The sequence below is a fragment of the Streptomyces sp. NBC_00727 genome (assembly GCF_045161745.1).
GTDB lineage: Bacteria > Actinomycetota > Actinomycetes > Streptomycetales > Streptomycetaceae > Streptomyces.
Map to the genome: position 1 here is coordinate 221,782 of NZ_CP108981.1, position 22,164 is coordinate 243,945.

Here is a 22,164-nt window from a genome sequence, read left to right on the forward strand (position 1 = left end):
CGTTTACGCCCCTGGGTGCGCTCCGGGGGCGGGCAGGAAGCCGGTGACCCGGAAGTACGTCAGATAGCGCGTCAGGACCTCGTCGGTGAGGGGCGGTTGGTGGACGCCCGCCTCCGCCGCCGCCCGGGCCGTGCGGCCGGAGTCGAAGCGGCGGTGGTCCGTCTCGTCCTCCCCGGTCCCGCCGTCGTCACCGAGGAACAACTGTGCGGCGTTGTCCGGATGTTCGGCCACGCAGGCCCGCCATTCCTCGGGGGTCACCGGGCGCAGCTCGTACCCGAGGCGGCCGGCCGCCTCGAAGACGCGGTCCAGGCCCGGCGCGTCCGGGTTGGTGTAGTGGTACGCCTGTTCCCCGGCCCGGTCGGCGGTGCTGAGCGCCACCACGGCGGCGCTGACGTAGTCGACGGGCACCCAGTCGGTCGTCCCGTGCGCCAGGTCGGGGAGCGCTCCGGCCTGGAGGCAGCCCTTGATGAGCTGCCAGAGCAGGTCGCGGTCCTGGCAGGCCCCGGTGGCGGTGTCGCCGCTGATGCGGCCGGGGCGGTGGACCGTCACCGGCAGTCCGCGCCCGCGGGCCAGGCCGACGAGCTGTTCGGCCACCCATTTGCTCTGGGCGTATCCGTCGGGCAGGTCGGCCGCCGGGCCGGTCGGCGACGGTTCGGTGAGCGGTTCGGGGTCCGTGCCGCGCGTCGGGGCGTACACGCCGGTGGTGGAGACGTAGTGCAGGCCGGGCGAGCCGGAGTCCGCGAGGAGGCGCAGGAGTTCCTCGGTGCCGGCCACGTTGGGCGCGCGCAGATCGCCGTACGGGGCGGCGAAGTTGACGCGTGCCCCGTTGTGCAGGACGGGGCCGAGGCGACGGGCGAGGGCGGTGCGTTCGTCCGGTGCGAGGCCGAGGCCGGGGGCGGCGAGGTCACCGGGGACGGGGTGGATCAGGTCGGCGTACCGGGACTGCCACAGGCCGTAGTGCTCCAGGTTGGCCCGGATGCGCTGGGCCGCGCTGTCGGGGCTCGCGGCCCGGACGAGGCAGTCGACCGGGCCGTCCGTGGCCTCGATGAGGTCACGCAGGAGGAACGCGCCGAGGAAGCCCGAGGCACCGGTGAGCAGGGGCCGCGCGGAGGGGCGTGCGGGCCGTCGTTCCACGTGGTCGCGGCGCTCACCGGTGATGTCGGAGGCGAGCCGTGCCTCGGCGGCGAAGTCCGGGGCGGCCGCCTCCTCGTGCTCGCCCTCCCCCGGTGCCCGGCCGAGCAGGCGGTCGACGCCCTCGACGGTGGGCGTCGCGAACAGGGCGCGCAGGGAGGGGCGCAGGCCGCAGCGCTCCCCGATCCGGCGGGCGAGGGTGACGGCGAGCAGGGAGTGGCCGCCCAGCGCGAAGAAGTCGTCGGTGACGCCGACTTCGGGCACTCCGAGGGTCTGGGCGAACACCTCGCACAGCTCGCGCTCCCGGGCGGTGCGCGGGGCCCGCCCGCCGGCCGCCACCGCGTGGTCGGGCGCGGGCAGGGCGCGCTTGTCGGTCTTGCCGTTGGGTGTCACCGGGAAGGCGTCGAGCCGGACGTGCGCGGCGGGAACCATGTGGTCGGGCAGCGTGTCGGCGAGGTGGGCGCGCAGCTCGGCCCAGCCGGGGGCGGGGGCGCCGTCTGCCGGGACGGTGTAGGCGACGAGGCGCCGGTCTCCGGGGCGGTCCTCGCGCACGGTGACGCAGGCCGCTGCGACGCCGGGGTGCGAGGTGAGCGCCGCCTCGATCTCGCCGAGTTCGATGCGGAAGCCGCGCAGCTTGACCTGGTCGTCGACGCGGGAGACGTAGAGCAGGCGCCCGTCGGGCGTCCACCGCACCAGGTCGCCGGTGCGGTACATGCGGCCGCCCGCGCGGTCGAACGGGTCGGCGACGAAGCGGGACGCGGTGAGGGCGGCCCGGCCGTGGTAGCCGCGGGCGACGCCCTCGCCGGACACGTACAGCTCACCGGTGACACCGGGCGGCACGGGTGCCAGCCGCTCGTCGAGGACATGAATGCGGGTGCCGTCGACGGGTCCGCCGATGGGGACGCTGCGGTCGGGGGCGAGCGGGCCCTCCGCGTGCTGGAAGGTGCTCATGGTGGCGCAGACGGTGGTCTCCGTCGGGCCGTACGCGTTGACGAGGAAACGGCCCCGGGCCCAGGCGTGGACCAGGGCGGGCGGGCACGCCTCCCCCGCGAGGACCATGGTGAGGCCGGTGGGCAGGGAGCCCGGCGGCATCACGGCGAGGGCGGCGGGCGGGATGGTGAGGTGGGTGACGCCCCGGTCGCGGACGAGGCCGGCCAGGGCGGGTCCGGGCAGCAGGGCGTCGCGTTCGTCGATCTCCAGGCAGGCACCGGTGAGCAGCCCCATGCACAGCTCCCAGAACGCGGCGTCGAAGCTGACCGAGGCCATGTGCAGCACCCGGCTGCCCGGTCCGACGCGCAGCCGCTCGCTCTGCGTCCTGGCCATGGCGCGCACGCCCCGGTGGGTGACGACGACGCCCTTGGGGCGACCGGTGGACCCGGAGGTGTAGATGACGTACGCGGGGTTGGCCGGGTGAACACGGGCTCGCGGGGCGGCGGGGGTGCCGTCGCCCGTGCCGAGGTCGTCGGTGTGGAGGTGCGGCACCGTGTGCTCGGGCAGGCGGCGGTGGAGGGCCGGGGTGGTGAGGAGCAGCCTGGGCCGCGCGTCGTCGAGCATGTACGCCAGGCGCTGGGCGGGGTAGTCCGGGTCCAGCGGAAGGTAGGCGGCGCCCGCCTTGAGGACGGCGAGCAGGGCCACGACGAGCTCGTGGGTCCGGGGCAGGGCGACGGCCACCCGGTCCTCGGGGCCCACGCCCCGCTCGGTGAGGTGCCGGGCCAACGCGTCGGCCCGGGCGTCGAGTTCGCCGTAGGTGAGGGTGGTGTGCGCGTCGCGGACGGCCGGGGCGGCGGGGGTGCGCCGGGCCCACTCCTCGAAGAGCGCGGGGACCGTCGTGGCGGGCAGGGTGTCGGCGGGCCCGGTGCCGAGCGCGGCGAGGCGGCTGTGCTCGGCCGGGGTGAGCAGGTCGTATGTGTGCAGCGGGCGGTCGGGGTCGGTGATGACGGCGCCGAGGAGCAGGACGAGCCGGTCGGCGAGCGCCTGGACGGTGGACTCGTCGAAGAGTTCGGTGGCGTAGTCGACGGTGGCCCGCAGGCCGTCGAGGGCGCCGGTGTCGTCGTACGCCTCGGTGAAGGCGAAGGACAGGTCGAACTTGCTGACCTCCGCCTCGGCGGGCACTCCGGAGACGGTGAGGCCGGGCAGGTCGACGGCGGCCTGCGCCTGGTTCTGGAGGATCAGCATGGTCTGGAAGAGCGGGTGGTGGCTCTGGGCGCGCGCGGGGTTGAGGAGTTCGACCAGCCGCTCGAAGGGCACGTCCTGGTGGGCGTAGGCGGCGAGGTCGAATTCCCGTACCCGGCCGAGGAGTTCGCGGAACGTGGGGTCGCCGGAGAGGTCGGTGCGCAGGACGAGGGTGTTGACGAAGAAGCCGACCAGACCGTTCGCGGCCTCGTCGGTGCGTCCGGCGACGGCCGTGCCCAGGGGGATGTCGTCGCCCGCGCCGTGCCGGCACAGGACGGTCGCCAGGGCGGCCTGGAGGACCATGAAGACGCTGGAGCCGCAGGTGCGGGCGAGCTCCGTGACGTGGCGGGCGGTGTCCCGGTCGACGGAGAAGCCGAGGGTGGCGCCGGTGTGCCGGGAGGTGGCGGGGCGCGGCCGGTCCCAGGGCAGCTCGACCGCCTCGGGAAGCCCGTCCAGCGCGCGTCGCCAGTGGGAGAGCTGCCGGCAGACGAGGCTGTCGGGGTCCTGTTCGTCGCCGAGCAGGTCGCGCTGCCACAGGGTGTGGTCCGCGTAGTCGACGGGCAGCGGCGCCCAGTTGGGTTCCTCGCCCCGTACGCGGGCCCGGTAGGCGGTGCCCAGGTCGTGGGCGAGGGGGGCCAGGGATGTGCCGTCCGCGGCGATGTGGTGGACGACGAGCACCAGGACGTGGGCGTCGGGGGCCAGGCGGAGCAGGGTCGCCCGGAGCGGCAGGCTGCGCTCGATGTCGATGGTCTCGGCGGTGGCGGCCGCGACGCGGTGGCGCAGCTTCGCCTCCTCGACGCTTTCCATGGCGAAGGGGATGACGACGTCGTCGGGCGCGGTGATGTGCTGGTGCGGCCCGTCCTCGCCCTCGGGGAAGACGGTGCGCAGGGCGGTGTGCCGGGCGATGAGGTCGGCCACGGCGGTACACAGGGCGTCGGTGTCGAGCGGTCCGTCGATGCGTACGGCGAGCGGGATGTTGTACGTGGCGGAGGGGCCGTCGAGCCGGTGGAGGAACCACAGCCGCTGCTGCGCGTACGACAGCGGGAGCTCGGCGGGGCGCGGCTGCGGGACCAGGGCGGGCCGGGTGCCGCCCTCGGCGCCCTCCAGCGCGGTGGCGAGCGCGGCGACGGTGGGGTGTTCGAAGAGGGTGCGGATGTCGGTCTCGGTGTGCAGAGCGGTGCGGATGCGGCCGACGAGGCGGGTGGCGAGCAGGGAGTGTCCGCCCAGGGCGAAGAAGCTGTCGTCGGTGCCGACGCGGTCCACGCCGAGCACGTCGGCGAACAGTCCGGCCAGGATCTCCTCCATGGCACTGCGCGGCGCCCGGCCGGCCGCCGTGCGGGGGCCGGTGGGTGCGGGCAGTGCCGCCCGGTCGATCTTGCCGTTGGGGGTCAGCGGCAGGGCGTCCAGCGGCTGGATGACGGCGGGCACCATGTAGGCCGGCAGCAGGCGGCCGACGTGGGCGGCGAGCAGCCCGGGGTCGGGGTGCTCGCCGGGTGCGAGGACGACGTAGGCGGTGAGGGTGCGGTCGCCGGGCAGGTCCTCGCGTACGAGGACGCAGGCGGCGCGCACGGTCGGGTGGTCGCGCAGGACCGTCTCGATCTCGGCGGGTTCGATGCGGTGGCCGCGCAGTTTGATCTGCTGGTCGGCCCGGGCCACGTAGCGCAGGGTGCCGTCGGCGTCCCGGCGGACCAGGTCGCCGGTGCGGTACATGCGGGACCCGTCGCCCGCGAAGGGGTCGGCGACGAAGCGGGTGGCGGTGAGGGCGGCCCGGCCCAGGTAGCCGCGCGCGACGCCGGCGCCAGCGAGGTACAGCTCGCCTTCCGCGCCGGGCGGCACGGGGCCCAGTGCCGCGTCCAGGACGTGGGCGCGCATGCCGTCGAGCGGGTGGCCGATGGGCGGGGCGCCCTGGGGGTCGTGATCGGGGCGGACGTGGTGGGCGGTGGCGAAGGTGGTGGTCTCGGTGGGCCCGTAGACGTGCAGGACGGTGGTCGAGGGGTGGGCGGCTGCGACGCGCTGCATGACACCGGGGGCGGCGGCCTCGCCGCCGGCGGCGACCAGGCGCAACTGCCCGAGGGAGCCGGGGTCGGTCTCGGCCAGGACGTTGAACAGGGCCGTCGTCAGGAAGGCGGCGGTCACACCGTGCCGCGCGACCACGTTGCGCAGGACGTCGGGCTGGAGCGGCCCTTCGGGGGCCACGACGACGCGTCCGCCGCGCAGGAGCGGCGTCCAGATCTCGAAGGTGGAGGCGTCGAAAACGTACGCGGAGTGCAGCAGGACGGCGTCGGCGGCGCCGCCGTCCCAGCCCCGGTGGGCCGCGAGGGCGGCGATGTCCGCGTGGGTGACGCCGACGCCCTTGGGCAGTCCGGTGGACCCGGAGGTGAACATGACGTACGCGAGCCGGCTGCCGCCCGCCGTCTCGGGGAGCGTGCCCGGCTCGACGGGTCCCCCGGCGAGGATCCGGCCGGCCGCGTCGACGGTCAGCACGGCCGTCTCGGCTCCGAGCTGGCGGACCCATGGGAGGTCGGCGGTCGTCTCGTCGACGACGAGGACGCGCAGCGGGACGACCTCGGTGACCCGGTTGAGGCGTTCGGTGGGCCAGCGCGGGTCGAGCGGGACGTAGGCCCCGCCTGCGCGCAGGGCGGCCAGCGAGGCGGTGACGGTGGCGGCCGAGCGGGCGACGAGGATGCCCACACCCTCCTCCAGGCCGGTCCCGAGGCCGGTCAGAGCGGCGGCGAGGCGGTCCGCGAGTCCGGTGAGCCCCTGGTACGTCAGCGGCTCACCGGCCCCCGAGACGGCCACCGCGTCCGGGTGGCGGGCGGCCCGCTCGGCGACGGCCTCCGGGATGCTCAGGGTGGTGGCGCCCTCGGGGAGGGGCGCGCCGGTCCCCCGGGCGATCAGTTCCTCGCGTTCGCCGTCGAGGAGGAAGGGCGCGGTGTCGGCGCGCCGGCCGAGGTCCTGCGCCAGTGAGGTCAGCAGCTGCCGCATGCGGGAGACGGTCTCGGCGACCTGCTGCCGGTCGAGGACGGCGGCCCGGTAGCCGAAGGTGATCCTCAGGGTGTCGCCGGGGGCGACGGTGAGGGTGAGCGGGTAGTGGGCGGCGTCGGTACCGCTGAAGCCGGTGACGGCGAGGCCGGGCAGTCCGCGCTGGGCGGTGCGCAGGGCCTCGGCGTCCATCGGGTAGTTCTCGAACACGACGAGTGTGTCGAAGAGTTCGTCGAGGCCGGTGACGCCCCGGATGTCGCTGAGGCCCACGTGCTGGCTGCCGAGGAGCCGGCCCTGCTCGGCCTGGAGCCGGGTCAGGAACTCGGCCAGGGTCTCGCCGGCCGCGGGGCCGGTCCGTACGGGGACGGTGTTGATGAACAGGCCGACCATGGACTCGACGCCGGGAATCTCCGGCGGCCGCCCGGACACGGTGGTGCCGAACACCACGTCGGACCGCCCGGTGAGGTGGCCGAGCAGCAGACCCCAGGCGCCCTGGACCAGGGTGTTCAGGGTGAGGCGGTGGGCGCGGGCCGTCTCGCGCAGCCGCTCCGTCGTGGCCGCGTCCAGGTCGAGGACGAGCGTCTCGGGGAGCTCGTCGGCGCCGTCCGAGCCGCCTTCGGCGAGGAGCGTGGGCGTCTCGATGCCGGCCAGGGCGGCGGACCACGCGTCGAGGGCGGCGGTCCGGTCCTGCTGGGAGAGCCAGACCAGATAGGCCCGGTAAGGGGTGACGCGCGGCAGTCCGCCGTCGTCGCCGCCGGCCGCGTACAGCTCGAACAGCTCCCGTACGAGCAGGGGCAGCGACCAGCCGTCGAACAGGATGTGGTGGCTCGTCATGACCAGTCGGTGCCGGTCCTGCGCGGTCCGGACGAGCGTGAACCGCATCAGGGGCGGGGTGGCGAGGTCGAAGCGGCGGGTGCGGTCGGCGGCGAGGAAGGCGGTGAGACGGTCCGGCACCTCGTCCGTGCCGGTCAGGTCGAGTTCCTCCAGGGGGACGGGGACCTCGGCCGCGACCGCCTGCACGGGTTCGTCGAGGTCCTCGTGGAGGAATCCGACGCGCAGGTTGGCGTGGCGGCGCAGCAGGCCGGCGATGGCGGCGCGCAGGGTGGGGACGTCGACGGGGCCTTCGAGGTCGAAGACGAACTGCGCGGTGTAGACGTCCACGGCGTGGGAGTCGTAGAGGGCGTGGAAGTACATCCCGGCCTGCAGAGGCGTCAGCGGGAGTACGTCCTCCAGTTGGAACCCGTTCACTTGCGTCCACCCCACTTGTTCTGCAGTCGGTCGATCTGGGCCTGGTTGAGCGACACCAGGGGAAGGTCGGACGGCGTGTAGCCGCCTGTTCCGGGCTGTTCGGCGTGTTCCGCGATGGTGCGCAGGGCGCGGTTGAACGCCTCGGCCAGCGCGCCCACGTCCTCCTCCTTCAGCAGGTCGCTGGGCCAGGTCCAGCGGGCCACCAGGCGCGGGCCTTCCGGCAGGTCCTCGGTGTGCGCGTTGATGTCGATCACGTGGTGCACCGGCATGTCGGGGTCCTGGCTTCGCGGCCCGCCGGCATCGAGCAGGACCTCCCAGTCGCCGCCCGCCGCCTGATCGGGGGCGGCGTACCGGCCCAGGTAGTTGAAGCCGATCTGGGGTGCGGGGCCGGTCAGCCGGGGGCCGGTCGCGGGGTTGAGGTGGCGCAGCATGCCGTGTCCGACGCCGTGGTCGGGGACCGTGCGCAGCTGTTCCTTGACGCGCTTCACTGCACGTTCAACGAGCGTGGCGTCCAAGCGTGCCGGGTCGCGGGCGTCGAGGGGGCCCGGGTCGAGCCGGACCGGGTGGAGGCTGGTGAACCAGCCGACCGTGCGGGAGAGGTCGATGTGGTCGGCGATCTGTTCGCGGCCGTGGCTCTCCAGGTCGAGCAGGACGGCGGTGTCGGGCCGGATTCCGGCGGCGTGCCTGCCGCGCCGGGCGTTGACGGCCAGCGCGAGTGCGGTGAGCAGGATGTCGTCGACCCCGGCGTGGAAGGCGCCCGGGACGGTGGTGAGCAGCGGCTTCGTCCAGGTGGCGGGCAGGTGGGTGGTGAGGGTGCGGGTGCCGTCGGCGGTGTCCAGGAACGGGTCGAGCGGCCGGTAGCCGAGCTGCGGGTCCGGGGCCCTCAGCACCTCCTCCCACAGGGGAAGTTCGCTCGTGCGTGCGGGTGCGTGGGCCTGTTCGGTGAGGAGCTGGGACCAGCGCCGGTACGAGGTGGTCGCGGCGGGCAGTGCGGGTGCCGTGCCGGCCGCCCCGGTGACCGCCCGCCAGGCGTGGGCGAGGTCGTCGGCGAGGATGCGCCAGGAGACCGCGTCGACGGACAGGTGGTGCACGACCAGGAGCAGCCGCCCGCGTGCGTGGGGCCCCGCGTCGCCCCAGACGGCCTCGAAGACGGCTCCGGCGGACGGCCGCAGGCGCCTGCGGGCGCGTTCGCCCGCTTCGGTGAGGGCGGCGCGGGCGGCGTCGGCGTCGAGTCCGGTGAGGTCGACACGGGTGAAGCGGTTCCCGGCCGTGACGGCGCCGGGCGGCAGCGCTTCGAGTACGGGGTCGCCACCGGCGGTGCGGGTGACCCGCAGGCGGAGCATGTCGTGGTGATCGGTGAGGAGCTGGAGGGCGGCGACGAGGGTGTCCTCGGTGGCCCCGGCGGGGGTGCTCAGCACACCGGACTGGTTGTAGCCGTCGGTGGTGCCGGGGCGTTCGAGGAGCCAGGCTGCGATGGGCGTGGGCGGCATGGTGCCGGTGCCGTGGCCGGCCGGTTCGCCGGTGCTGTCGTCGAGCGGTGCGGCGGCGGCCGCGATGGCCTCGGGGGTGCGGTGGACGAAGACGTCGCGGGGTGTGACGCCGAGTCCCGCTTCCCGGACGCGGCTGACGAGCTGGATGGAGAGGATGCTGTCGCCGCCGAGCGCGAAGAAGTCGTCGTCGGTACGGGCGGCGGGGGTGCGCAGCACCGAGGCGAACGCCTCGCACAGGACCCGCTCGGACGCGGTGCGCGGCTCCCCGCCCGGCCGGTCGGTGGCGGGGCGCTCCGGCTCCGGGAGGGCGGCCCGGTCCGTCTTGCCGTTGGGCAGCAGCGGCAACGCGTCCAGGGCCACGTAGGCGGCGGGCACCATGTACGGCGGCAGGGCGTTGGTGAGCCGGGTGCGCAGTTCGCCGTCGGTCAGGGGTGAGGCGCCCACGGTGTACGCGACCAGGCGCCGTTCGCCGGGCCGGTCCTCGCGGACGAGGGCGCAGGCGGCGGTGACGCCGTCCAGCGCGGTGAGGGCGGCCTCGATCTCGCCCAGTTCGATGCGGAAGCCGTTCAGCTTGACCTGGTCGTCGGCGCGGGAGACGTAGTGCAGCAGCCCGTCGGTGTCCCGGCGGACGAGGTCGCCCGTGCGGTACATGCGGCTGCCGGCCGGGCCGAAGGGGTCGGCGACGAAACGGGTGGCGGTGAGGCCGGGGCGGCCGAGGTAGCCCCGGGCGAGGCCGTCACCGGCGATGTGGAGCTCGCCGGTCACACCCGCCGGTACGGGCTGGAGCGCGGCGTCCAGAACATAGGCGCGGGTGTTGTCGACGGGGCGGCCGAGCGGGACGCCTCCCTCCACTCCCCCGGCTCCCTCGGCGGTGACGTGGTGGGCGGCGGCGTCGATGGTGGTCTCGGTCGGTCCGTACAGGTTGTGCACCTCGGCCGACCAGGCCCGGCCGGCCCGTGCCGCCAGGGCCCCGGTCAGCGGCTCCCCGCCGCACGCGACGGCGCACAGGGCCGGTGGCGCCGCGTCGGGCCCGGTCTCGGTGAGCAGGAGCGCGAGGTGGGAGGGCACGAACTGGGCGATGGTCACGCCCTCGTCGCGCATCCGGGCCAGCAGACCCGCCGGGTCGTGGTTGAGGGCGAGCGGTACGGGGCAGGTGGCGCCCCCGTGCAGCAGGGGCAGCCAGGTCTCCCACACCGAGGCGTCGAAGCTCGGCGAGGTGCGGGCGAGGACCCGGTCGTCGTCGGTGAGGCCGAAGTGGCGGGCCATCCAGGCCATGTGGTTGGTGAGCGAGCCGTGGGTGACGACGACGCCCTTGGGCCGCCCGGTGGAGCCGGAGGTGTAGATGACGTACGCGGCGTCGTCCGGGCCGGGCGCGGCGGCCGGTGGCACGGCGCGTCCGGCCGGCCAGGCGCTCCGGTCCCCGAGCGCGAGAAGCGGCACGGCCGCGAACCGGGCGGCGGCCGCCGGGTCGTGGACCAGGAAGAGCGCCGGGCGGGCGTCGTCGAGCATGTGGGTGACGCGCGCCTGGGGGTAGTCCAGGTCGACGGGCAGGCAGGCCGCCCCCGCCTTGGCCACCGCGAGCATCGCGACGACCCGGTCGGCGGTGCCGTCGGCGGCGAGGGCGACGAGGTCGCCGCGGCCGATGCCCCGGTCGTGGAGGTGGTGGGCCAGGTCGTCGGAGCGGGCGTCCAGTTCGGCGAAGGTGAGCCGCTGGGCGCCGGCCCGGACGGCGGTCCGTTCGGGGGTACGGGCGGCCTGGGCGCGGAACGCCTCGGGGGCCGTGCGGGTGTGCACCGGCCGGACGGGGCCCGGGGCGGCACGGTCCAGCCCGGCGCGCTCGGCCGCGTCCAGGAACGCGGCGGTGCGGACGCGCCCGTCGGGGTCGGCGGCGAGCGAGGCGAGCAGTCGGGTCAGGCGCGCGGCCAGGGCGTGCGCGGTGGCCGGGTCGAACAGGTCGGTGGAGAACTCCAGGTTCCCGTCGAGCCCGGCGGGCCGGCCCGCGTCGTCGCGGGTCTCGGTGAAGGTGAACGTGAGGTCGAACTTGCTGATGCCGGTCCGCACGGGCTGTTCGGTCACGGTGAGACCGTCCAGGCCGAGAGCGGTGTCCGCCTGGTTCTGGAGGACGATCATGGTCTGGAAGAGCGGGTGGTGGTCCTGCGCCCGGGTCGGCGCGAGAGCGTCCACCAGTCGTTCGAACGGCAGGTCCTGGTGGGCGTAGGCGGCCAGGTCGAACGCGCGGACGCGGTCGAGGACTTCGGTGAAGGTGGGGTCGCCCGTCAGGTCGGCGCGCAGGACGAGGGTGTTGACGAAGAAGCCCACCAGATCGTCCAGCGCTTCGTCGGTGCGCCCTGCGACGGCGGTGCCGAGGGGGATGTCCTCGCCGGCCCCGTGCCGGGAGAGCAGGACGGACAGGCCGGCCTGGAGCACCATGAACAGGCTGCATCCCTGGGCGCGGGCCAGCTCGGCGAGCGCCCGGTGGGTGTCGGCGTCGACGGGGAACGCGAAGGCGTCGCCCCGGTACGTCATGACGGCGGGGCGCGGCCGGTCCAGGGGCAGGGCGAGCAGGCCGGGGCTGCCGGCCAGCGCGGTGCGCCAGAAGTCCAGCTGGCGGGCGGCCCGGCTGCCGGCGTCGTTCTCGTCGCCGAGGAGGGCGCGCTGCCAGAGGGTGTAGTCGGCGTACTGGACGCGCAGTCCGGGCCGGTCGGGCGCCTCGCCGAGGCTGCGGCGGTGGTAGGCGTCGCCGAGGTCGCGGGCCAGCGGGGTGAGCGACCAGCCGTCGCCCGCGATGTGGTGGACCAGGAGCACCAGGACGTGGGAGTCGGCGCCGGTCCTGAGCAGCCGGGCCCGCACCGGCAGGTCGCCGGTGACGTCGAAGGCGTGCGCCACCTCGGCGGCCAGCGCCGCGTCCAGACCGTCCGGGCGGGTGTCCCGGGGCGTCAGGTCCAGGTCGGCGTGGCCGGCGCCCAGGACGAGCTGGCGCGGCACACCGCCGGTCTCGGGGAAGACGGTGCGCAGGCTCTCGTGCCGTTCCACGACGTCCACGAGGGCCTGTTCCAGGGCCGGCGCGTCGAGCGGTCCTTCGAGGCGCAGCACCAGCGGCACGTTGTACGTGGGGCTGGGGCCCTCGAACCGGTTGAGGAACCACAGGCGCTGCTGTGCGAAGGACAGCGGCAGCGGGTCGGGCCGGTGCGGGGCGCGTTCCAGCGGCGGGGCGGCCGTTTCGGCGCCGTCGAGGGAGGCGGCGAGGGCGGCGGGCGTGGGGTGTTCGAAGACCGCCTTGACCTGGACCTCGACGGCGAGCGCGGTGCGGATGCGGGCGACGAGGCGGGTGGCGAGCAGGGAGTGCCCGCCGAGGGCGAAGAAGTCGTCGTCGGCGCCCACGGCCGGGAGCCCGAGGACATCGGCGACGAGGCCGCAGACGATCTCCTCGCGCGCGGTGCGGGCGGCGCGCCCGCGTGGCGCGGCGTGCTGTTCGGGCGCGGGCAGGGCGCGCCGGTCCACCTTGCCGTTGACGGTCAGCGGCAGCGCGTCCACCAGGACGAACGCGGAGGGCACCATGTAGGCGGGCAGGGACCGGCCGACGGCTTCGGCGAGGTCGGCGGGGTCCGGGCGGACCACCCCGGCGGGCACGACGTACGCGACGAGCCGCCGGTCCCCGGGCACGTCCTCGCGTACGACGGTGAAGGAGTCGGCGACGCCCTCGCAGCAGGCGAGGACGGACTCGATCTCGCCGGGTTCGATGCGGTAGCCGCGCAGCTTCACCTGGCTGTCGGCGCGCGAGACATAGGCGATCTGCCCGTCCGGCGTCCACTTCACCAGGTCGCCGGTGCGGTACATGCGTCCGCCGTCCGGGTCGAACGGGTCGGCGACGAACCGGGTGGCGGTGAGGCCGGGCAGGCTGGTGTATCCCCGGGCGACGCCGCGCCCCGCGAGATACAGCTCCCCCGTCACGCCCGCCGGGACCGGGCCCAGCGCGTCGTCGAGCACGTACAGCCGCATGCCGTCCAGGGGCCGGCCGATGGGCGGCGGGCCCGGCGGCAGGTCGGCGGCCACGTCGTAGCGGGTCGCGAAGGTGGCCGTCTCGGTCGGGCCGTACACATGCAGGACGCGTACGCCGGGCGCGGCGCCGGCGACCCGCTGCATGGCGTCCGGCGAGGCGAGTTCACCGCCGGCGCAGACGAGGCGGAGTCCGGCGAAGGCGCCGGGATCGGTGTCCGCGATCACGTTGAGCAGAGCGGTCGTCAGGAACACGGCGCTGACGCCCTGTTCGCGGACCGCGTCGCGCAGGGTGCGTGCCTCCAGGACGCCCTCGGGTGCGACGACGACCGTGCCGCCGTGCAGGAGCGGTGCCCAGATCTCGAACGTGGACGCGTCGAAGACGTACGCCGAGTGCATCAGGACCGCGTCGGCCGCGCCGCCCTGCCAGGCGGAGTCCTCGGTCAGCGCCGCCACGTCTGCGTGGGTGACGCCGACGCCCTTGGGCAGGCCGGTCGAGCCGGAGGTGAACATGACGTACGCGAGAGAGCTCGGGCCCGGTACGGCGGAGGGCGTGCCGGGGGCCGGGGGCGCGCCGCGCAGGATGCGGCCGGTGCGGTCCACGACCAGGACCGGGACGCGGCGGGCGGTCTCGGTCACCCAGTCGGCGGCCGCGGCCGTCTCGTCGACGACGAGGACCCGCACGTCGGCCACTTCGGCGACCTGGTCGAGCCGTTCGCGGGGCCAGCGCTCGTCCATCGGGACGTACGCGGCGGCGGCGCGGACCGCGCCGAGGGAGACGGACACGACGGCCGGTGACCGGGAGAGCAGGACACCGACGCCCGACTCCGGGCCCGCTCCCAGGCCGGCGAGGGCACGGGCCAGCTCGGCGGAGACGGTGTCGAGTGCGGCGTACGTGAAGGTGATGCCGTCGCCCGCCACCGCCACCGCGTCAGGGGTGCGGTCGGCCTGTGCGGCGAAGAGGGCCGGCAGGGTGGTGTCCGGTGCGGGGGCGGGCAGTTCGCGGCCGGTGCCCCAGCGGGTGGTGCGGGTCCGCTCGTCGGGTGTGAGCAGGTCGTAGTCCGCGAGGGGCCGGGCCGGATCGGCAGCCACCTGTCCGAGGAGCCGGAGCAGGCGCGCCGCGAGGTCCTCGACGGTGCCCCGGTCGAAGAGGGCGGTGGCGTACTCGACACCGGCGGTGAGTCCGCCCGCGCCGCGCTCCTCACCGAACGCGAAGGTGAGGTCGAACTTGCTCAGGCCGTTGTGGACGAGCCGGTCCTCGACGGTGAGTCCCGGCAGGTCGGGGCGGACGGCCTCCTGGTTCTGCAGGACCAGCATGGTCTGGAAGAGCGGGTGGTGGTTGCGGGCCCTGACCGGGTTGACGCTCTCGACCAGCCGCTCGAACGGCACGTCCTGGTGCGCGTAGGCGGCGAGGTCGAACTCACGTATCCGTGCCAGGAGTTCACCGAAGGTGGGTGCGCCGGAAAGGTCGGCGCGCAGGACGAGGGTGTTGACGAAGAACCCGACCAGGTTCTCCAGCGCCTCGTCCGTGCGGCCGGCGACGGGTGTGCCGAGCGGGATGTCGTCGCCCGCGCCGTGCCGGTGCAGCAGCGTCGCCACGGCCGCCTGGAGCACCATGAACAGCGTGGTGCCCGACTCGCGTGCCACGCGCAGGAGTTGGGCGTGCAGCTCGGGCGGTACGTCGAAGACGTGGACGTCGCCCGAGGGGTCGGTGGTGACGGGGCGCGGGCGGTCGAGCGGGAGATCGATGAGTCCGGGCAGTCCGGCGAGCGCGGTGTGCCAGTGGTCGAGCTGTTCCCGCAGCACGCTTCCGGGGGCGTCCGCGTCGCCCAGGACGGTGTGCTGCCACAGGGTGTAGTCCGCGTACTGGAGTCCGCCGCCGGCCTCCGGCTCCCGCCCGGCGAGGCGGGCCCGGTAGGCGTCGCCGAGGTGGCGGGCGAGCGGGGCGAGGGACCAGCCGTCACCCGCGATGTGGTGCAGGACCAGCACGAGGACGTGGCGGCCGGGCGCGGTGCGCAGGAGCCTGCCGCGCAGTGGGGGATCGGTGAGCACGTCGAACGGCTCGCTCACGGCGTCCAGGACGGCCGCCTCCAGCGCGGTGGGGGCCGTGCTCTCCATGGTCAGGCGGGGCGCGACGGATTCGGCGGGCAGAATCAACTGGTGCGGCACGCCGTCCCGTTCGGGGAACACGGTGCGCAGCGCCTCGTGCCGCTCCACGACGTCCCGCAGGGCGGCGCGCAGGGCGTCGGTGTCCAGCGGTCCTTCGATGTCGAGGACGAGCGGGATGTTGTAGGAGGAGCTGGGTCCTTCGAGCCGGTTCAGGAACCAGAGCCGCTGCTGTGCGTAGGACAGCGGCAGCGGATCGGGCCGTTCGGGGGCGGGCAGCACCGGCGGGCGGGACCGCTCCCGGGTGTCCAGGGCCCGGGCGAGCCCGGCGACGGTCGGGTGCTCGAACAGTGCGCGTACGGCGATGTCGGCACCGAGGACCGTGCGGACACGGCTGGCCACGCGCATGGCGAGGAGCGAGTGCCCGCCGAGGTCGAAGAAGCTGTCGTGCGGTCCGACGCCCGGGCGGCCCAGCACATCGGCGAATATCCCGGCAAGCAGGTCCTCGCGCGGGCTGAGCGCACCGGCGCCGTCGCCGTTGTGCTCGGCCTCGTCGTCCGGCCGGGGCAGGGCACGCCGGTCCGCCTTGCCGTTGGGCAGGAGCGGCAGGTCGTCCAGGACCACGACGGCGGCGGGCACCATGTAGTGCGGCAGCGCCTCCGCGAGGGCTTCGCGCAGGTCGGCCGGGCGCGCGCCCGGGTCCGTGGTGACGGCGTAGGCGACGAGGCGGCGGTCGCCCGGTGCGTCCTCCCGGATCACGGCGCAGGCGGCGGTGACCCCGGGCCGCGTGAGCAGGGCGGCCTCGATCTCGCCGGGTTCGATGCGGAAGCCCCGCAGCTTGACCTGGTCGTCGGCGCGGGAGACGTAGTCCAGCAGCCCGGCCGCGTTCCACCGGACGAGGTCGCCGGTCCGGTACATGCGGGCGCCGGTGCCGTCGAAGTCGAAGGGGTCGGCGACGAACCGGGCGGCGGTCGGGCCGGGACGGTTCAGGTAGCCGCGGGCGAGGTTCGGGCCCGCGAGGTACAGCTCGCCGGTGACGCCGGGCGGCACGGGCCGCAGCCGGTCGTCCAGGACGTAGGCGCGCATGGTGTCGACGGGCCGGCCGATCGGCACGGTCTCGTGCGAGGCGTCCGGGGTGGCCGGGACGCGGTGGGCGGTCACGTCGATGGTGGCCTCGGTCGGGCCGTACAGGTTGTGCACCTCCGTGCCCCACAGCGCGGCCGTCTCCTCGGCGAGGGCGCGCGGCAGGGGCTCCCCGCCGCAGAGGACGGCGCGCAGTCCGGGCAGGGGCGCGGCGTGGGCCGCCTCCGACAGGACGAGAGCGAGGTGGGAGGGCACGAACTGGGCGACGGTGACGCCGAACCGGCTCATCCAGGAGACCAGTGTGCCCGGTTCCGTGTTGGCTCCGGGCGGCAGTACGCACACCTCGGCCCCGGTCATCAGGGGCAGCCACACCTCCCACACGGAGGCGTCGAAGCTGGTGGAGGTCCTGGCGAGAACCCGGTCCTGCGGACCGGCCGTCAGATGCCGGGCCATCCAGGCCATGTGGTTGGCCAGGGACGCGTGGGTGACGACCACGCCCTTGGGGCGGCCGGTGGACCCTGAGGTGTAGATGACGTACGCGGGATCCGCCGGGTGGGGTGTGTACGGCAGCGGCGTACCGGGGTGTACGGGCGTCGGCGGCACAGCGTCGAGGGCGAGGCGCGGGATGTCGCCGGTGGGCAGGTCCGCCCGCACGTCCCCGGCGGTGAGGACGAGGACGGGCAGGGCGTCGTCCAGCATGTGGCGGATGCGGGCGTGCGGGTACCCCGGGTCGACGGGCAGGTACGCGGCGCCGGAGCGCAGCACGGCCAGCATGGCGACGACGGTGTGCACGGAGGGCGGCGCGGCGATGGCGACCCGCGTCTCCCGGCCCGCACCGTGCTCGCGCAGCGCGTGGGCGAGGGTGTCCGCCCGGGCGTCGAGTTCGGCGTACGTGAGGTGGGTGTGCGCGTCGCGTACGGCGACGGCGTCGGGCGTACGCAGGGCCTGTTCCCGGACCGCTTCGGGGACGGTCAGCTGCGGCAAGGGGCGCACGGCGCCGCGTCCCTGGGCGAGGAGCGCGTCCCGCTCGTCGGGGCCGAGGGGGTCCAGGTCGCCGATGGGGCGGCCGGGATCCGTCACGGCCAGGGTGAGGATGTGGGCGAAGCGGTCGCAGAGGGCGCGGGCGGTGGCGGCGTCGAAGAGGTCGGTGGCGTACTCCAGGTAGCCACCGATGCCACCGGCTGCTTCCTGCGCCTCCGGGCCCCGGGCGGTTTCGGCCAGGGAGAACGTCAGGTCGAACTTGCTGCCCCCGGGATGCCCCGACCGGTCGCGGACGGTGAGGCCGGGCAGTTCCGGCTCGGCCCGGTCCTGGTTCTGGAGGACCAGCATCGTCTGGAAGAGCGGGTGGTGGTCGCCGGACCGCTCCGGGTTGAGGGCCTCCACGATCCGCTCGAAGGGCAGATCGCTGTTGCCGAAGGCCGCGATGTCGAACTGCTTCACCCGGTCCAGGAGTTCGCGGAACGTCGGCTCGCCGGCCAGGTCCGTGCGCAGGACGACGGTGTTGACGAAGAAGCCGACCAGATCGTCGAGCACCTCGTCGGTGCGCCCGGCGAGCGCTGTGCCGAGGGGGATGTCGGTGCCCGCGCCATGGGCGCCGAGTGTCACGGCCAGGGCGGCCTGGAGCACCATGAACGGCGTGCAGCCGGCCTCACGGGCGAGCCGGACGAGCGCTGCATGCGCAGGGGCGGGCAGCTCGAAGGGGACGGACGCGCCCCGGTGGCTGGGCACGGCCGGGCGGGGCCGGTCCAGGGGCAGGTCGAGCAGGCCGGGGGCGCCGCGCAGCGCCTCCTGCCAGAAGGCGGTCTGCCGGGCGGCCAGGCTGTCCGGATCGCCGTCGTCGCCGAGGAGTCGGTGCTGCCAGAGCGTGTAGTCGGCGTACTGCACCCTCAGCGGCGCCCAGCCCGGTGTGCCCGTGCCGTCGGTCCTGGCCAGGTAGGCGGCGGAGAGGTCGCGGCCGAGCGGGGCGAGGGACCAGCCGTCGGCGACGATGTGGTGCAGGACGAGCACCAGGGTGTGCCGGGTGGGCCCCTGGCGGAGCAGGTGGGCGCGGATGGCCGCGTCCCGGCTCAGGTCGAAGGGGGCGGTGCTGAGGCGGCGTACCGTTTCCCGCTCCCAGGCTTCGGCGGCCCCGTCCGCGGGCGGGTGTTCGACGGTGAGCGGGACGAGCGACGCGGCTTCGTGCGCGTCGACGATCCGCTGGTGGGCGACGCCGTCGTGCTCGGCGAAGAGGGTGCGCAGGCTCTCGTGCCGGGCGACCACGTCGGCCAGGGCGCCACTCAGCGCCTCGGTGTCCAGGGGGCCGTCGAGCTCCAGGACGAGCGGCACGTTGTACGTGTCCCCGAGGCCCTCGGCCCGGTTGAGGAACCAGAGGCGCTGCTGCGCGAAGGACAGCGGCAGCACGTCGGGCCGGGTCTGCGGTACGAGGACGGGCCGGGCGGCCCCCGCCGTGTCGAGTGCGGCGGCCAGGGAGGCGACCGTGGGGTGGTCGAAGAGGGCGGACAGGGCGAGTTCGACGCCGAGGGCCGCCCTGACCCGGCCGGTCAGGCGGGTGGCGAGCAGCGAGTGGCCGCCCAGGGCGAAAAAGCTGTCGTCGATACCGACCGCGCTCACACCGAGGACGTCGGCGAACAGTCCGGCCAGCACCTCTTCGTACGCGGTGCGCGGGGCGCGCCCGGCACCGGTGTGGGCACGGGGTGCGGGCAGGGCGCGGCGGTCGACCTTGCCGTTCGGGTTGAGGGGCAGCGCGTCGAGGACGACGAAGGCGGACGGCACCATGTACGCGGGCAGCGTGCGCCCGGTGCGGCGGGTGAGCGCGGCGGTGTCCGGGCGGGCGCCGGGGGCGGGCACGACGTAGGCGACGAGTCTGCGGTCGCCGGGCGTGTCCTCGCGTACGACGACGCAGGCGCCGCGCACATCGGGGTCGGTGAGCAGGACGTGTTCGGTCTCCGCCGGTTCGATGCGGAAGCCGCGGAGCTTGACCTGTCCGTCCGCCCTGCCCACGTACTCGATGTCGCCGCCGGCGTTCCAGCGCACGAGGTCACCGGTGCGGTACATGCGGGTGCCCGGCGCACCGTACGGGTCGGCGACGAAGCGGCCGGCGGTCAGCGCGGCGCGGCCCTGGTAGCCGCGGGCGACGCCGTGCCCGCTCACGTACAGCTCCCCCACCACGCCCGGCGGCACCAGACCGAGGGTGTCGTCGAGGACGTACAGGTTCATCCCGTCCAGCGCGCGGCCGATGGGCGGCACGCCGGTGCCGTCGGCGGTGACGGGGTGGCGGGCGGCGAAGGTGGTGGTCTCGGTGGGGCCGTACACGTGCAGGACGAGGGTGCGGGGCGAGGCGGCTGCTGCCCGCTGCATGAGTTCGGGGGTGGCGGCCTCACCGCCGGCTGCGACCACGCGGAGGCCGGAGAACACCGCCGGGTCCGCCTCGGCCATCACGTTGAACAGGGCCGTCGTCAGGAACAGCGCGGTGACCCCGTGGCGTTCCACCGCCTCGCGGACGACGTGGGCCTCCAGGACGCCGCCGGGGGCGACGACCACCCGGCCGCCGTTCAGCAGCGGAACCCAGATCTCGAAGGTGGAGGCGTCGAAGACGTATGCGGAGTGCATGAGCACGGCGTCGGACACGCCGTCGTCCCAGCTGCTGTCGGCCGCGAGGGCGAGTACGTCGGCGTGGGTGACGCCGACGCCCTTGGGCAGGCCGGTGGAGCCGGAGGTGAACATGACGTACGCGAGCCGGTCGGGTCTGGTGGTCCGCGGCAGCGGTCCGGGCCGCGCCGGGGCGCCGTGGAGCAACCGGCCGCGCGCGTCGACGACGAGCAGCGGCAGGCCGGCGGCGGCCTCGCGGACCCAGGGTTCGCGGGCGGTCGTCTCGTCGGCGATCAGTGCGCGGACGCGGGCGGCCTCGGCGACGCGGTCGAGCCGTTCGGCGGGCCAGGCCGCGTCCATCGGTACGTACGCGGCCCCTGCGGCGACCGCCGCGAGGGTGGCGGCCGGCACGGCGGCCGACCGCCCCAGGAGCACTCCGACGCCGTCCTCGGCACCGGTCCCCCAGCCGGTCAGCGCGCTCGCCAAATCATCGGCCGCGCGGTCCAGTTGCCGGTACGAGAGGGTCTGGTCCCCGTCAACGACGGCCGGGGCGTGCGGTGTCCGGCGTACCTGGGCCCGGAACGCCTCCGGGAGCGTGGTGGCGACGGCCTGTTCGGGCAGTGCGGTGCCTTGTCCGTGGGCGTGCAGGGCGGGGGCGGCGGTCTCGTCCACGAGCGGAAGGTCGCGCAGGGGCAGACCGGGGTCGGCAGCGGCGAGGGCGGACACGAAGGACACGACGGCCTGCTCGTGCAGCCGTACGTCCTCGGGGCGGTAGAGATCGGACCGGGCATCGAACCCGATCAACGGCCCCTTGCCCTCGGCCCGTTCGGAGACGAAGAGGGACACGTCGTCGACCGGGCCGACCGACAGCACCCGCGAAGGTGCCTGGATGCCGCCGAAGTCGCGGTCGTAGTCGTAGCCCATGATGTTGACGACGACGCCGGTGAGGCGGGCCGCGTCGTCGCCCATGTTCAGTTCGCGGGCGAGTTGTTCCCGCGAGAAGCGGCGGTGGCGCAGGGCGGCGCGCATCTCGTCCGCGACGTCACGGACGAGGGCGCCGACGGTCATGTCCGCGGTGAGCGTCAGGCGCAGCGGCAGGATGTTGGCGGTCATGCCGACGATGTGCCGCAGCCCGCCGTGCCGGCCGTTGGAGGCGAGGCCCACCGTGATAGCGGATGTTCCGGTGACCCTGGCGGTGTAGGCGGCGACGGCGGCGACCAGGACCGCGCTCCAGGTGGTGCGGTGGGCGGAGCCGAGCCGGCGCAGGTCCTCGAAGACGCTCGCGGACAGCGACTCGCCGGTGTGCAGCCGGATGCCCGGCCCTTCGGACCCGGGTGCGGGGAGATCGGTGCGGCGGCGGATGAGCGTCCTGCCGCTGCGCGCTTCACCGTCGGAGGAGCCGGAGTCGTCGGAGGAGCCGGAGTCGTCGGAGGCGTCGGCTGCCAGGTCGGCGAACCTGCCGGTCCAGTAGGCGCGGTCGCCCTCGTAACGGCCGGAGTTCCGGTAGGCGGTCTCGTCGGCGACGAGTGCGCGCAGGGGTGCGGCGGGCAGCTCGACGTCGGCGAGGTTCTCGCCCCGTACCGCGCGTCCGTAGAGGTCTGCCACGACGCGGGTGAAGACGGCGCCGCCGAGCCCGTCGACGGCTATGTGGTGGAAGCGGACGTACCAGTAGTGCAACCTGCTCCCGGCGCGGAGCAGGGCGAAGTGGTGCTGAGGGTGGCGGAGGGTGTCGGCCGTGGCCATGTCCTCGGCCATATAGCGTTCGATCTCGGCCGCCGGGTCCTGGGCATGGGACATGTCCACGGTACGGAGCCGGCCCGGGGCGTCGGCGGGGTGGCGGACGATGCGCTGAAGGACTTCGTCGCCCTCCGTGACGAACTCGAGGTTGAGGCTGTCGCACATCTGGAGGGCCCGGTCGACCGCTGCGGCGAATAACGTCCCGTCGAGGCCGCCCCGGATCTCGAAGCATTCCCCGATGTTGTATTTCGGGCTGTCCGGGTCGACGAGTTGCCCGTACCAGACGCCCTGTTGGGCTGCGGTCGTCCCGAAGAACTTTTCGGGAACGGATTCCGTGGGGACAGAGCCGTTTTCGCGCATGCCGGGACACACCTTCGGGGAGAGTTTTCGGGGGGGGACGAAGTGGGCAGGACGAAACCGGTCATGCCGGTGCGGCGTCCATGGCCGACAACGGGCGGGTAAAAGCGGAGAGGGACACCACCGGCCCCACGGCATCGGACGCCGGCTCAGTGGCCACCCGTTCGGAAAACCGGGAGCGCACTCGTTTTCTTCGCGTATTACGGACGTGCTCCTGCGCAGTCCAGCAATGGGGCGGTAAAGCCGCGTGACGGCGGCCTGAACACTTTCAGTC

Annotated in this window: 2 protein-coding genes; both read right to left on the reverse strand. The window is 74.6% G+C overall.

The window, feature by feature from the left end; genetic code table 11:
• Positions 1–3: 3 nt before the first annotated feature.
• Positions 4–7,533 carry an amino acid adenylation domain-containing protein gene (locus OG242_RS01080; protein ID WP_405896307.1) on the reverse strand — a complete coding sequence of 2,510 codons (7,530 nt, stop codon included), beginning with the start codon at positions 7,531–7,533 and terminating at the stop codon, positions 4–6.
• Positions 7,530–21,893: an amino acid adenylation domain-containing protein gene (locus OG242_RS01085; RefSeq protein WP_405896308.1), complete on the reverse strand. Its 14,364-nt coding sequence runs from the start codon at positions 21,891–21,893 to the stop codon at positions 7,530–7,532. The genes OG242_RS01080 and OG242_RS01085 overlap by 4 nt, the downstream gene beginning before the upstream one ends.
• Positions 21,894–22,164 lie beyond the last annotated feature (271 nt).